Below are 14160 nucleotides of genomic sequence, written 5' to 3'. Positions count from 1 at the left end.
AGGGGCACGCCGCTCCCCGCCCCTGCGGGGGATCAGCAGGCCGGCGTGCCCGTGCCGTTCACCGGTCGGCGAGCAGCAGCGCCTGATCGAGCGCCTGCAGGAAACGGTTGGTCGTCGCCCGGCCGCGCACGGCCAGCCGCAGCCACCCGGGGCCGAGCCCCGGGAACGTGTCCCCGCGCCGCGCCGCGAACCCCAGCGTCCGCAGACGCTCCCGCACCTGCGCCCCCCGCTCCAACCGGACCAGCACGAACGGCCCCTCGGCCGGTTCCGCCACCCGCACCTCGGTGAACTCCGTGAGCCCGGCGATCAAATGGGCCCGGTCCACCGCGATCCGGTCCGCCGCCGCGGCCGCCTCCACCAGCGCCCGCGGCTCCATGCACGCCTCGGCCGCCGCCAGTGCCGGGGACGACACCGGCCACAGCGGCTGCGCCTTCTGCAGCGTGCCGATGGTCTCCGGGGCGGCCAGGACGTAACCGATCCGCAGACCTGCCAGCCCCCACGTCTTGGTGAGGCTGCGCAGTACGACGAGGCCGGGGATGTCGGTACGTCCGCACAGCGCCTCGCGCTCGCCCGGCACCGCGTCCATGAACGCCTCGTCGACGACCAGCGTCCGCCCGGGGCGCGCCAGTTTCTCCAGTGCGGCCGCCGGATGCAGGACCGACGTCGGGTTGGTCGGATTGCCGACCACCACCAGATCGGCCTCCTCGGGCACGGCGGCCGGATCCAGCCGGAAACCGTCCTCGGGGCGCAGCAGCACCCGCCCCACCTCGTGCCCGGCCGCGCGCAGCGCCGCCTCGGGCTCGGTGAACTGCGGATGCACCACGACCGGCCGCCGGGCCGGCAGCGCCCGTGCGAGCAGCACGAACGCCTCGGCCGCACCCGCCGTCAGCAGCACCCGCTCCACCGGCAGTCCGTGGCGCTCCGCGACCGCGGCCCGTGCCCGGTCCCCGTCCGGATAGGCGGCGAGGGTGCAGAGAGAGGCGGCTATGCGTTCCTTCAACCAGCCCGGGGGCGTATCCGTGCGCACGTTGACGGCGAGATCGGTCAGATTGCGGCCGCGCACCTCCGCGTCACCGTGATGACGCAGATCGTGCCCGCCCGCGCTGTTCACATCGGGACTCTCAGTAGGAGTGTGCATGACTTCCAGGGGGGTGTGGGGGGTGAGTCGGGGGTGGAGCGACAGCAGGACGACTATGTGCCCGGCACCGGGTTCCACGCAACGGTCGGATCCGGATGCGCGTGCGGCGCCCGCCGGGCCACCGCACACGTCACCTTTCCCACCCGCCCGCGGGGGCTCGACTTCCGCTTCGGCACGAGCAGTTCCTCCGCGCCCACGAGAGCTGCCGCCTCCGCGACCGACGGGGTGCCGGTCGCCGACAGCGAGGCGTCCGACGGATTCGGTACGGCGACCGCGGCCAGTTCGTCCGCGCGGTACGCACGCACGGGTACGCTCAGCCGCGCCGCAGCCCCGACGATGCCGGGTTCGTCCGCCTTGGCGTCGACGGTCGCCAGCTCCACGACGCAGCGCGCCGGTAAGCCGGCCTCGCGCAGCACGCACGAGACGAGCTCCAGCACCTCGTCGACCGTCACGCCGCTGCCCGCCCCGACCCCGACGACCAACTGCGCCGCGGGCGGCCGGGTCGCCCTGCGCGAGCGGACCGACGGCGTCACCCCGCGGCCCACTCCACGAACCGCCGGGCGATGCCCGGTGCCGAAGCCCAGTGCGTATGCAGATAGCTGGCATGGACGCCCTGCTGCACAAAGCCCTCCACACGCCGCTCCGGCAGATGCATGCCCCACGCGGGAGCGGCACCGGCACCCGGCTCCAGCACCGTCCGGTGGAACTCGTGCCCGCGCAGCCGGGTGCCGACCGCGGCCAGCGGACTGTCGGTGATCGCGACGGCCTCCCGGTAGCCGAGCGTCAGCCGCTCCGACATCCGGCCCTCGGCGTCGAGCACCCCGCACATGGGCCGTCCGTCGAGCGAACGCGACAGATAGAGCAGCCCCGCACACTCCGCGGCGACGGGCGCCCCGGTGGCCGCCAGATCGGCAACGGCCTTGCGGAGCGGTTCGTTGGCGGACAGCTCCGGGGCGTACACCTCCGGGAACCCGCCACCGATGACGAGCCCACGGGTGCCCTCGGGCAGCGCCTCGTCCCGCAGGGGATCGAACGTCACGACATCGGCCCCGGCGGCGGCGAGGAGCTCGGTGTGCTCGGCGTAGGAAAAGGTGAACGCACGCCCGCCGGCAACGGCGACGACGGGAGCGCCGCCTCGTGGCGACGCAGTTCCGCCCGGCGTGCTTCCCGGGCCGCCCGGGCGGAAGCCCGGCCCGTCCGGCGCTCGAGGACCGGGGCCCGCGGCGGAGCCACGGTTCTCGGAGGGCGCGGGCAGGGGAGCAGGCCCGCCGCGGGCGCCCCCCACCCGCAACGCCGCCACCGGATCCCACGCCCCCGACGCCCCAGGCGTACCCGGCGCCGACCGAGCCAGCCTCATCAACGCTTCCAGATCACACCCGCCCCCCACCTGCGCCCCCATCGCCGCGACGGCTGCCATCGCATCGCCGCGCCGTTCGGCCACCGGTACCAGCCCCAGATGCCGCGAGGGTGTGGCCACCTGCTCGGCCCGCCGCAGTACCCCCATCACCGGTACGCCGGACTCGTCGAGCGCATCCCGGAGCAGCATCTCGTGCCGGTCCGAGCCGACCTTGTTGAGGATCACCCCGCTGATCCGTACTTCCGGATCCCACGAGGCGAAGCCGTGTACCAGGGCGGCCACGGACCGGGACTGCGACGACGCGTCCACGACGAGCACCACCGGCGCCCGCAGCAGCTTCGCCACATGCGCGGTCGACGCCAGTTCGCCCTCCCCGGACGCCCCGTCGTACAGCCCCATCACCCCTTCGACGATCGCCAGGTCGCAGCCCCGGGCCCCGTGCGCGAACAGCGGAGCGATCAACTCCGGCCCGCACATGTACGCGTCGAGGTTGCGCCCCGCCCGCCCGGTGGCCAGTGAGTGGTAGCCGGGGTCGATGTAGTCGGGGCCGACCTTGTGCGGCGACACGGCGAGACCGCGCTGCGCGAACGCGGCCATGAGCCCCGTCGCCACGGTGGTCTTGCCGCTTCCGGAGGCCGGCGCGGCAATCACCAGTCGCGGAATCATCACCACTCGATGCCCCTCTGGCCCTTCTGGCCGGCGTCCATCGGGTGCTTCACCTTTGTCATGTCGGTCACCAGATCAGCGGCCTCTACGAGCTTCTCCGGGGCATGGCGACCGGTGATCACCACATGCTGGGTGCCGGGGCGGTTGCGCATCACGTCGACGACCTCGTCGGTGTCGATCCAGCCCCAGTGCATCGGATACGCGAACTCGTCGAGGACATAGAGCTTGTACGTCTCGGCGGCCAGGTCGCGTTTGACCTGCTCCCAGCCCTCCCGGGCCTTCTCCTCGTTGTCGAGCTGGTTGTCCCGCTGCACCCACGACCAGCCCTCGCCCATCTTGTGCCAGGCGACCGTGCCGCCCTCACCGCTCGCGCCGAGCACCTTCAGCGCGTTCTCCTCGCCGACCTTCCACTTCGCCGACTTGACGAACTGGAACACCCCGATCGGCCAGCCCTGGTTCCAGGCACGCAGCGCGAGTCCGAAGGCGGCCGTCGACTTGCCCTTGCCGATGCCGGTGTGGACGAAGAGCAGCGGGCGGTTGCGGCGCTGACGGGTGGTGAGTCCGTCGTCCGGCACGTTGGTCGGCTGTCCCTGCGGCATCAAGCGGCCCTTCTGCTGGGTGTGTTGGTTCCCCGGACGTCCCTGATCAGTCCGGCGATCGAGTCGGCGCGCAACTCGTCGAGAGTGACGGCGGTGCCGCCGAGATCGCGGGCGAGCGCGGTGGCCAGCCCGAGCCGCACATGCCCCGACTCGCAGTCCACCACCACGGATGCGGTGCCCTGCGCCTCGTGCAGCCGCGCGGCCCGTGCCGCCAGCGCCACCGGCTCAGGGCCGCCGGTCGCCCGCCCGTCCGTCACCACGACCAGCAGCGCCCGCCGCGACGGGTCGCGCAGCCGCTCCACCCGCAGGACGTCATGGGCCTTCAGCAGCCCGGCCGCGAGCGGGGTGCGCCCACCGGTCGGCAGGGTTTCCAGCCGTGCCGCGGCCGCGTCCACGGACGACGTCGGCGGCAGCGCCACCTCGGCGGTCCTGCCGCGGAAGGTGATCAGACCGACCTTGTCCCGCCGCTGGTAGGCGTCCAGCAGCAGCGACAGCACCGCGCCCTTCACCGCGGCCATCCGCTGCCGGGCGGCCATCGAACCGGAGCCGTCCACCACGAAGAGCACCAGGTTGCCCTCACGCCCCTCCCTGGTGACCTGCCGCAGATCGTCGCGCCGCACCACGAGGCCGCGCCCGGTGCGTCCGCGCGCATGCTGGTGCGGGGCGGCGGCCTGCACGGTCGCGGCCAGATGCAGCTTGGTCAGGGCCCCCTCGGGGCGCCGCGCGCCGGTGGTGCGACCGTGTTCGGTACGTGCCCGGGACCGTCGCCCCGCCGCGCCCTCGCCGATCCCCGGCACGCTGAGCATCTTCGTACGGTACGGCTCGGCAGCACGTACCGGCTGCTGCTCCCCGTCCCCGGCCGGACGGCCCTGCGAGGGGAGTCCGGGCGCGTCGCGGTCCCCCGCCCCGGACTGCGGCGGCGTGTCGGGGGCGTCCCCCTGCGGTGGCCGCCCGCCCCCGCCGGGCCCGTCCGGATCCGGGTCGTCCCCTTCCCCCTCACCGCTGTTCTGCTGCAGCGTGTCGTCGAGCTTGTCCTCGTCGAGACCGGGGGCGTCGAACGGGTTGCGGCGACGCCGATGGGGGAGCGCGAGGAGGGCGGCCTGCCGGACATCCTCGGCGAGTACGTCGGTACGTCCGGCCCACGCAGCCAGTGCGGTCGCCGTGCGGGCCATCACGATGTCGGCCCGCATCCCGTCGACCTCGAAGGCCGCACAGGTGGCGGCGATCTGTCGCAACGCACGGTCCCCGAGCGCCACCTGGGGAAGCAGCGCCCGCGCGGCGACGATCCGCTCCCGCAGCGCCCCCTCCTCCTCGGCCCAGCGGCCGGCGAACCCGGCGGGATCGTCGTCGTACGCGAGCCGCCGCCGCACCACCTCGACCCGCTGATCCGTCTCGCGCGACGCCGCGACCTCGACGGTCAGACCGAACCGGTCGAGCAACTGCGGCCGCAGCTCGCCCTCTTCGGGGTTCATCGTCCCGACGAGAAGGAAGCGCGCGGCATGCCGTACGGAGACGCCTTCGCGCTCCACGTACGAGGCACCCATGGCGGCCGCGTCGAGCAGCAGGTCCACCAGGTGGTCGTGGAGCAGGTTGACCTCGTCGACGTAGAGAATCCCGCGATGCGCGTCGGCGAGGAGCCCCGGCTCGAAGGCCTTCACCCCGTCGGCGAGCGCCCGCTCGATGTCGAGCGCACCGACGAGCCGGTCCTCGGAGGCCCCCACCGGCAGTTCGACGGTCCGCGCCGCCCGCGACACGCCGCTCCCGGCCTCGTGGGGCCCATCGGGACACGCCGGATCGGGCGCCCCCGGATCACACGAGAACCGGCACCCGGCGACCACGGGAACCTCCGGCATGAGCGCGGCAAGGGCCCGCACGGCGGTGGACTTGGCGGTCCCTTTCTCGCCACGGACGAGCACGCCACCGACAGCGGGCGACACGGCGTTCAGCAGCAACCCGAGCCGCAGATCGTCCTGCCCGACGATGGCGGTGAAGGGGTACGCGGTACTCACAAAGTCTCCTCGACGACGACGTCATCCATCCAAGGACCGGCGCCCCGGTCACGGGGCAGGGCGGGCAGAAGAACAAGGCCTGCCCTACACGCCCTTCTCACGAGCACTCCCCGGTCACCCCGGCCCCACGGGCCACCGGGACCGCCGGCGCCCCGGGACCCACGAACGGCAACCCCCCGGGCACCCCCGCCTCGATCAGCCTCAGCAGCGCGCCCGTGTCCGCATGCTCCTCGATCAAGTCCCCCAGCCGGTCCAGCTGTTCCTCCCGCAGTGCCCCGAAACTCGTGTCCGGCGCCGGCACGAACCGCCGCCCCGCCGCCGCCGCGACCTCCACCAGGAACCGCCGCCGGAACCCATCGCTCTCCAGCGACCCGTGCCAGTGCGTCCCCCATACGGCGCCCACCCGGCACCCGTCCAGGAACGGCTCGCCGCCCCGCACATCGGCGACCCCGTGATGGATCTCGTACCCCTCCACCCGCTCCCCGAGGGCCGAACCGACCGGCCGGGCCAGGGTCTTCTCCCGGTCGAAGCGGATCCGCACCGGTAGCAGCCCGAGCCCGTCGACCTGCCCGGCCCGCGACTCCACCTCGTCCTCGATCCGCTCCCCGAGCACCTGGAAACCGCCACAGATGCCGAGTACCGGGAGCCCCTGCGCCGCCCGCCGCAGCAGCGCGTCGGCCAGCCCGCGTTCGCGCAGCCAGACCAGCGCCTTCACCGTGCCGCGGGTGCCGGGCACGATCACCAGATCCGCGTCGGCGAGCTCCTCGGCCCGGTCCACGAACCGCACCACCACCCCCGGTTCGGCGGCCAGCGCGTCCACATCGGTGAAGTTCGACATCAGCGGCACCGCGCACACGGCGACCCGCAGCACGTCCTCACCGTGCGGCGGCGCGACGACCGACTCGCGTACGGCCCCGCGCAGCGAGACCCGCAGCCCGTCCTCCTCGTCGATGCCCAGACCGTGGGCGAACGGCAGCACCCCGTACGTCGGCCGTCCGGTCAGCCCGTACAGCATGTCGAGCCCCGGCTCCAGCAGTGAAACGTCGCCGCGGAACTTGTTGACCAGATAGCCCGCGATCAGCGCCTGGTCCTCGGCGCTGAGCAGCGCCGTCGTGCCGAAGAACGAGGCGAAGACGCCGCCACGGTCGATGTCGCCGACCACGACCACGGGGAATCGCGCGGCCCGCGCGATCCCCATGTTCACGATGTCGGTGCGCCGCAGATTGATCTCGGCCGGGCTGCCCGCCCCCTCGCAGATCACGGCGTCATACGTGCCCCGAAGCTGCTCCAGACAGTCCACGACCGTGGAGAGCAGCGTCTCCTGCCGCCCCCCGTGATAGCCGCGCGCGCTCATCTCGCCCACCGGCCTGCCCATCAGGACGACCTGGCTGGAGCGGTCGCTGCCGGGCTTGAGCAGTACCGGGTTCATCAGAGCCGTCGGCTCCACGCGGGCGGCCTGCGCCTGCATCGCCTGCGCGCGTCCTATCTCCGCGCCCTCGCGGGTGACGAACGAGTTCAGTGACATGTTCTGCGCCTTGAACGGTGCGACCTTCACCCCCTGGCGCACCAGCCAGCGGCAGATGCCTGCCGTGACGACGCTCTTGCCCGCGTCCGACGTGGTTCCGGCGACCAGCAGTCCGCCGCTCATGTCCTTCTCCGTCCCGCGGCCGGAAGCCGCCCCGCGGGCGACCGCCGTCCCGCGATCAGCCGGCCCGCCGCGCACACGCCGAGGGCCAGCACCCCCACCCGGCGCGACAGCCGCACCGCACGTTCGATGTCCTCGGTCCCCACCGCACGGCCGGCCGCGCCGTTCAGCACCGGCCGGTGCTCGACCCGGCCGCCGTACGCGAGGGTTCCGCCCAGCCGTACGCCGAGCGCGCCCGCGAACGCCGCCTCCACCGGCCCGGCGTTGGGGCTCGGGTGCTTGCCCGCGTCGGCCCGCCAGGCCCGTACCGCCTGCCGTGGCCGCCTCCCGGCGACCACGGCGAGCGCGGCGGTGAGCCGGGCGCCGGGCCAGCCCACGACGTCGTCGAGCCGGGCCGAGGCCCAGCCGTAGCGCAGATGGCGCGGCGACTTGTGCCCGACCATGGCGTCCAGGGTGTTGACGGCCCGGAAGGCGACGAGTCCGGGCACGCCGCCCAGCGCGCCCCACACCAGCGCGCCGACCACCGCGTCCGAGGTGTTCTCGGCGACCGACTCCACCACGGCGCGGGCGATCTGCGGCCCGTCGAGGGAGTGCGGGTCGCGGCCGCACAGATGGGGGAGCCGCTCACGGGCCAGTGCGATGTCACCCGCCGCCAGCGCGCCGCCGATGGCGCGGGCCTCCCGCCCCAGCGATGTGCCGCCGACGACCGACCAGGTGGCTGCCGCGGTGAGGGCGACGGATGCGGCGGGACGACCCCGCACGGCACGGGCGGCCAGCGCGGCTCCGGCCGCGGCGCCTCCGGCGCAGACCAGGGTGTGCAGTGCGCCCCACCCGCGGTGGTCGCGCCACAGGCGGCGCTCGACGGCCGCGGCGGCCCGTCCGAACGCGGCGACCGGATGCCGTCGGCGGGGATCACCGAGGAGCTGATCGCCGATCAGACCGGCCGTGGCGCCGTACGCGAAGATGCGGTCGGCTCGCACGGCTCAGCCGGCCGTTGCGCCTCGAAGGACCTTCGTACAGCCGGCTCCCGGTGGGAGCGACACAGAAACGGACGACGACGCACGGCAGCCGGGCATGGCGATATGTCCTCACTCAGGGTCCGCGCCCTGGTTCGACGTGACCGGCGGCGAGAGTCTCCTGGCTCCCGGATCCGCAGTTCCCCCGGCCTTCCAGCCCGCCTGCGCGAGCCGTGACTTCCGGTGTGGGGGACTGCTCCCCGGTGACAGTGGCGGGACCGCGCCGGATTCGCACCGGCTTCCTCTGCTGTCGCCGTAAATGGCTCCGGCAGTCCACCACGCTCCGCGAATGCCCGTCAACCTGGCCTTGACCTGCGGCGGCGCAGTGTGCGCAGACGCACATCGGGCCGGACACACGCGAGGTGTGTCCGGCCCGATCGGACCCCTATGACGGAGTGCGGTCGGTTGCTCAGGCGACGATCAGATAGATCCCGTACGCGACCGCGGCCGCGCAGAGCCCGAAGCAGAGGTAGGCGCCGGTGCGGGCGAGTACCAGGGAGCCCGAGCCGGAGCCGCCCTGCGCCGCCGGTTCCGGCTGCTTGGAGAGGCCGACGATGCCCAGGGTGAAGAGGCCCACCAGCGCCACGGTGACGACGAGTGAGACGCCGAAGACGGAGCCGAGAGCTGCCCAGTCGATGTTCATGGTGATCTGTCCTTACACCGTGGCGGGCCGCGCCGGATCGGCGACGGTTCCAGCCGGGGCCGGGATGGTGGACTTGAGGTCCGTGGCTGCGTCCGCGTCCGCCGTGGCGGCCGCGGACGCGGTGGGCGGCGGGGTGACGGCCGCGATGGCGGTGGTGACGACCCCCGCCGGTTCGGCTGCCTGGCCGGCCGGGGCGACATCGCCGTGACCGACCGGCTTGCGGCGGGACAGCAGCCAGATGGCGGCGGAACCACCGACCAGAAGGACGGCGACGGCAACGACACCCCAGGTGCCCTGCTTGGTGAGGAACTCCGCGCCCGCACCGACCAGACCGGCGGCCGGCAGGGTCAGACCCCAGGCGACGAACATCCGGGTGGCGGTGGACCAGCGGACCACACCGCCCTTGCGGCCCAGGCCCGCGCCCATCACGGCGCCGGAGCAGGACTGGGTGGTGGAGAGGGAGAAACCGAGGTGCGAGGAGGCCAGGATGACCGTGGCCGCGCTGGTCTGGGCGGCGAAGCCCTGCGGCGGCTTCAGCTCGGTGAGGCCACTGCCCATGGTGCGGATGATGCGCCAGCCGCCCAGGTAGGTGCCGAGCGCGATGGCCATACCGGCGGAGACGATGACCCAGACCGGCGGGTTGGAGCCGGGGGAGAGCACGCCACCGGTGACCAGGGCCAGGGTGATGATGCCCATGGTCTTCTGTGCGTCGTTGGTGCCGTGGGCGAGCGATACCAGTCCGGCCGAGGCGATTTGACCGGCGCGGTAGCCCTTGGCGGTGGCCTTCTCCTGGGCGTCGTTGCGGACCTTTCCGCCGATCCGGTACGTCAGCCTGGTCGCGAGCAGCGCCGCGAGACCGGCCACGATCGGGGCGGCTACCGCGGGGAGCAGCACCTTGGTGACGACCGTCCCGCCGTCGACCGACGACCAGCCGGCGGACATCACCGCGGCGCCGATCAGACCGCCGAAGAGAGCGTGGGAGGAACTGGACGGCAGGCCGACCAGCCAGGTCAGCAGATTCCAGAGAATGGCGCCGACGAGGGCCGCGAAGATGACTTCTGTTCGCAGCCCGTTCTCGTTGATGATCCCGCCGGAGATCGTTTTGGCGACCTCCACGGACAGGAACGCGCCGACGAGGTTGAGAGCGGCGGACATGGCCACCGCTGTCTTGGGTTTGAGGGCACCGGTCGAGATGGTGGTCGCCATCGCGTTGGCGGTGTCATGGAAACCGTTCGTGAAATCGAACACTAGAGCTGTCACGATCACAATCGCGAGGAGCAGCGTGATGTGTTCCATTTACCCAGGCAATCGTTCGACGTCATTGGCTCGTGGACCGTAGGCAACCTGAGTGAACGGAAGATGAACTGAGCGGGGCACTGGGGTGTCTCCAAACGGATTGAGGTCGTTCGCTTCGTCCGCCGCGTGACGGCCGGGGCGGGGCGCAGGGCCTGCGGTGGCCGGATTTCGTCGCCCTGGCCGGCCCTGTACACCGGTGAACCCGAGGGAGGATCCAGCGAAAATCCGGCCAAAAGAGATGTCGGTCACCCTGCTGTCTCCCGCCGCGTCCACGCCACTGCCAGGATCTGGCTCATGAGCGATCGCACCCATGACGCGCAGGACGTCCACGATGCGCAGGACGCCGTCGAACGGGCCTGGCGCGACGTCGTGGCCACGGCCCGCAGGACCGCGGCGGACGGACTGGTCGTCGGAACCTCGGGCAATGTGTCGGCGCGCGTCGGCGACCTCGTCCTGGTCACACCGAGCGGCGTGCCCTACGACCGGCTCCGCCCCGGCGACACCGTCGGCGTCGACCTGCAGGGCAGGCAGGTCCTCGGCGAACTGGCCCCGACCAGCGAACTCCCGCTCCACCTGGCGGTCTACCGCAACAGCGACGCGGCCGCCGTCGTGCACACCCACGCGGTCCACGCCACGGCCGTCTCCACCCTCGTCCCCGAGGTGCCGCTGGTGCACTACGCCGCCGCCATGCTGGGCGGCCCCGTCCGTACCGCGGCCTATGCGCGGTACGGGACGCAGGAGCTGGCCGACCGCATGCTGGAAGCCCTGCGTGACCGCACGGGCTGTCTCCTGCGCAACCACGGGACCGTCACCTACGGTTCCACCCTCGACGAGGCCTACGACCGCACCGCCCAGCTCGAGTGGATGTGCCGGCTCTGGCTCACCGCGAGCTCCGTCCCCGGCCACTCCCCGTCCCTGCTCACGCGGGCCCAGCTGGACGAGGTCCGGGACGCCCTGGAGGGGTACGGACAGCCCGGCTGACCTCGCGTACGCCCGCTCCCTCCGGCACGGGGGAGGGGCCGGGGCGTGCGGCGGCACCGGACGGCCCCCGTCCACTGGCAGGGCGCGGCACACCCACCGACACTGAAGCGGTGCGCCCGGCTACAGCGACGGCAGCAGCCGTCACCACCGTCCTCGGCGTCGGCGCGGCAGTGGTCGCGGCCGGCCGGTACGCCAGCGACGCCGCCCTCGGGGTGCCGTCCGGGCGCCCCCTTCCCGCGGACCGCAAACTCACCGTGCACGCCACGGCGGCCGGACAGATCACGCTGACCCGCTCCTTCGCCGCGCTCCGGCCCGGTACGTACGGGCTGGTGGGCGACGGCGTCCACGCGGTCGTCGGCCCGGTGGTCGAACAGGCACCGCACGCCGCCGACGCCGTCGTGCGCCGGCTGGAACGCGTCAGCAGCGGCAGCCTGGAACCCGGCGTCCAGGTGCGCATCACCCCCGCGCTGTACAGCGGCGACCCCGGCACCGCCCTCGGCCTCGACCACCGGGACGTCGAGATCCCCGGCGAACTCGGGATCCTGCCGGCCTGGTTCCTGCCCGGACCCAGGGGCACCTGGGTCATCACCGTGCACGGTCTCGGCACCACCCGCGAACACCCCATGAACGTCCTGGAGTTCCTGCACGGGCTGCAGCTTCCGGTGCTTGACCTGGCCTACCGCGGCGACCCCGGAGCGCCGCGCCCCCCGGACGGCCTCGCCCACCTCGGCGAGTCCGAATGGCGCGACCTGGACGCGGCCATCCGTTTCGCCGTGCGGTACGGCGCCGAGAAGGTCGTCCTGCACGGCTGGTCGACCGGGGCCTCCATGGCCCTGCACACGGCCGTGAACTCCGCGCTCCGCGACCGGATCTGCGGACTCGTCCTGGACTCCCCGGTGCTCGACTGGGTTACCACCCTGCGCGCGCTGGCCACCGCCCGGGGCGTTCCGTCCGTACTGATCCCGCTCGCCGTCCGCGCCGCCCAGGGCCAGACCGGACTGCGCGGCGCCCCGCTCCTGGACACCTCCGTGCCGCAGGCCCTGCACGTCCCCACGCTGATCTTCCACGGCCCCGACGACACCCTGGCGCCCTGGCAGCCGTCCCGCGATCTCGCCGCGCGCCGCCCCGACCTGGTCACGCTGCAGTCCGTACCGCTGGCTCCGCATGCGGCGATGTGGAATGCCGGTCCGGACCGCTACGAAGAGGCCTTGCGACGCTTCCTCACGCCCCTGATGTGACCTGATGCGAGGGATCATCCGGTTGGTCCGGGCGCGCCCCGCCGCCCGTTCCCCCGCCAATTCGGGTTCCGTTTGGGCTTTCGGGCCGTCAGAGGCAAGACTGCTCCCGTGACGTCCCGTACCCCGCGCGACTCCAGGCTGCGACTTGTCCGCCCGCGATCCCTTGCCACGGCCCGCACGGCCGTGACCACCCGGCGCACCAGGCCGGCCCCCCGGCCGCCGGAGGGCACCCCGCCCCGTGCGGAACTGGCCCGCCAGGCCAGGGCCGTGCTGGCCGATGCCGTACGGATCGCCCGCTGGGCCGCCGACGGTGCGGGCCCTGGTACGGCCCCGCTCGCCGCCCACGCCCTCCAGCGGGCCGCGGCCGCACTCGAACTCTCCCCGGCCCAGGTGCGCTCCGGCTGGGACCGGGCCCGCCTGGCCGGCCTCGTGGAACTGCACGGCGAGACCGCGCGCCCGGGCTGGCGGCTGCGCGCCTGGGACGGCGACGACTCCGCCGTGCTCCGCGGCTGGGTGGCACTCTTCGACGCCTGGTCGCTCGTCCACCCGGCACCGGAGGACATAGAGGCCACCGCGGTCGCCGAAGCCGTCGAGGCCGTGCCCCAGGTGCTCTCCCTCCTCCAGCTCTCGGCAGGCCCGGTCACCGTGCCCGCCCTTCTCGACCTCCTCGGCCAGCGCGTCGCGGAACTCCATGAGGAACGCTGTGAGGTGCCGTACGGGCCGCAGGCGCCGCACCAGCCGGCCGAACCCGCCCCCACCGCGCACCCCGCCGCACTGATCGCGCTGCTCCTCGACTGGGCCCTGGAAGGACTGGCCGCCGTCGGCGCACTGACGCTCGGCGCCGGCCACGCCACCCTCACCCCGCTCGGCAACTGGGCGGTCTGGGTCAAGCTGGAACAGATCTGCGTCGCCGCCCAGAGCCCGGCCGGGAACATCGAACAGTCAGCGGCCGACATGCTGCTCGGCTGCGCCCGGCTCACCCCCGGGCCGGCCCGCGCCGAATACCGCGCCTGGCTCGCCGCCCGCCCCGTCGGCAGCGCCGTCGCCGAACTGCTCGCCGTCGCCCGCGGCGAGGACGCGCTGCTGCGCGGACTCGCCTTCGAGGCGCTCCGGGTCGTCGGCGCCCCCGCCGAGCCCGAGGTGCGCTCCGTCGTCACCGACCCCTCGCTGCGCCCGTACGCGCTGCTCTGGCTGGCCGAGTACGACGGAGCCGACCCCGAGGACGCCCAGGAGGTCCTCAGCCGCGAGGAATCCACCTGGCTCTGGGTCGACACGGCCGCCGCCGTCGCCGATCACGGGGAGACCGCGCTGCTGGTCCGCCACCTCGACTCGGCGGTCCAGGGCACCGTCCCGGCCCTGCTCGAAGAGGTACGGGCCGTCGGGCACCCGCGCACCGTCCAGGTGCTGGTCGCGCTGGCTGCCGCCCACCCCGACCCGGCCCTCGCCAAAGCCGTCCGCCGCGCCGCCTTCCAGGTCCACACCGGCGGAGCCTGACCGGCCCGCAACCCCCGGGCGTGTCCGTGCACACGTCCGTGCCCGTCCTCGGCCCCGCTGCGGACCCGGCGCCGAGGA

10 protein-coding genes, 1 pseudogene and 1 riboswitch are annotated in these 14160 nt (G+C 73.5%); of the genes and pseudogenes, 3 read left to right on the top strand and 8 right to left on the bottom strand.

What is annotated here, in order from left to right; translation table 11 throughout:
• Positions 1–58: 58 nt before the first annotated feature.
• From cobC to LRD69_RS05865, 8 genes and pseudogenes are all read right to left on the bottom strand, one after another.
• Positions 59–1671 (bottom strand): annotated as a pseudogene (cobC, locus tag LRD69_RS05900) (Rv2231c family pyridoxal phosphate-dependent protein CobC).
• Entirely contained in the window at positions 1668–3167 is a 1500-nt protein-coding gene (locus LRD69_RS05895) for a cobyrinate a,c-diamide synthase (protein ID WP_277325485.1), read from the bottom strand. The pseudogene cobC and the gene LRD69_RS05895 overlap by 4 nt, the downstream one beginning before the upstream one ends.
• A complete protein-coding gene (cobO, locus tag LRD69_RS05890; RefSeq protein WP_277325484.1) occupies positions 3161–3760 on the bottom strand; it encodes a cob(I)yrinic acid a,c-diamide adenosyltransferase in 600 nt (199 codons plus the stop codon). The genes LRD69_RS05895 and cobO overlap by 7 nt, the downstream gene beginning before the upstream one ends.
• Entirely contained in the window at positions 3760–5769 is a 2010-nt protein-coding gene (locus tag LRD69_RS05885; RefSeq protein ID WP_277325483.1) for a putative cobaltochelatase, read from the bottom strand. The genes cobO and LRD69_RS05885 overlap by 1 nt, the downstream gene beginning before the upstream one ends.
• A gap of 97 nt (positions 5770–5866) precedes the next feature.
• The gene (locus LRD69_RS05880) at positions 5867–7417 is read right to left on the bottom strand and encodes a cobyric acid synthase (protein WP_277325482.1); all 1551 of its coding nucleotides are present in this window, start codon (positions 7415–7417) and stop codon (positions 5867–5869) included.
• Complete coding sequence (locus LRD69_RS05875; protein ID WP_277325481.1) at positions 7414–8394, bottom strand: cobalamin biosynthesis protein; 981 nt, start codon at positions 8392–8394, stop codon at positions 7414–7416. Before LRD69_RS05875 ends, LRD69_RS05880 begins: the two co-directional genes overlap by 4 nt.
• Before the next feature lie 150 nt (positions 8395–8544).
• Positions 8545–8676, bottom strand: a riboswitch (cobalamin riboswitch).
• A gap of 163 nt (positions 8677–8839) precedes the next feature.
• Positions 8840–9073 carry a hypothetical protein gene (locus LRD69_RS05870; RefSeq protein ID WP_030920048.1) on the bottom strand — a complete coding sequence of 78 codons (234 nt, stop codon included), beginning with the start codon at positions 9071–9073 and terminating at the stop codon, positions 8840–8842.
• Positions 9074–9085: 12 nt separating this feature from the next.
• On the bottom strand, positions 9086–10369 hold the full coding sequence (locus tag LRD69_RS05865) for an inorganic phosphate transporter (protein WP_277325480.1): 1284 nt from the start codon (positions 10367–10369) through the stop codon (positions 9086–9088).
• A 294-nt stretch (positions 10370–10663) separates the two neighbouring features.
• On the opposite strand from LRD69_RS05865, the gene LRD69_RS05860 reads away from it, so the two are divergent.
• From LRD69_RS05860 to LRD69_RS05850, 3 genes are all read left to right on the top strand, one after another.
• A complete protein-coding gene (locus tag LRD69_RS05860) occupies positions 10664–11350 on the top strand; it encodes a class II aldolase/adducin family protein (protein ID WP_277325479.1) in 687 nt (228 codons plus the stop codon).
• 110 nt (positions 11351–11460) lie between these two features.
• Positions 11461–12588: a hypothetical protein gene (locus LRD69_RS05855; protein ID WP_277325478.1), complete on the top strand. Its 1128-nt coding sequence runs from the start codon at positions 11461–11463 to the stop codon at positions 12586–12588.
• A 183-nt stretch (positions 12589–12771) separates the two neighbouring features.
• A complete protein-coding gene (locus LRD69_RS05850; RefSeq protein WP_277329640.1) occupies positions 12772–14082 on the top strand; it encodes a hypothetical protein in 1311 nt (436 codons plus the stop codon).
• Positions 14083–14160: the final 78 nt, after the last annotated feature.

Source organism: Streptomyces sp. JH14 (genome assembly GCF_029428675.1).
Taxonomy (GTDB): domain Bacteria; phylum Actinomycetota; class Actinomycetes; order Streptomycetales; family Streptomycetaceae; genus Streptomyces.
This window is presented reverse-complemented; position numbering and strand designations above follow the sequence as displayed.

Bases quoted from the DNA above. Each gene is read 5' to 3' on its own strand.
- LRD69_RS05870 (WP_030920048.1), bottom strand. From the start codon at position 9,073: ATGAACATCGACTGGGCAGCTCTCGGCTCCGTCTTCGGCGTCTCACTC.
- LRD69_RS05865 (WP_277325480.1), bottom strand. From the start codon at position 10,369: ATGGAACACATCACGCTGCTCCTCGCGATTGTGATCGTGACAGCTCTA.
- LRD69_RS05880 (WP_277325482.1), bottom strand. From the start codon at position 7,417: ATGAGCGGCGGACTGCTGGTCGCCGGAACCACGTCGGACGCGGGCAAG.
- cobO (WP_277325484.1), bottom strand. From the start codon at position 3,760: ATGCCGCAGGGACAGCCGACCAACGTGCCGGACGACGGACTCACCACC.
- LRD69_RS05860 (WP_277325479.1), top strand. From the start codon at position 10,664: ATGAGCGATCGCACCCATGACGCGCAGGACGTCCACGATGCGCAGGAC.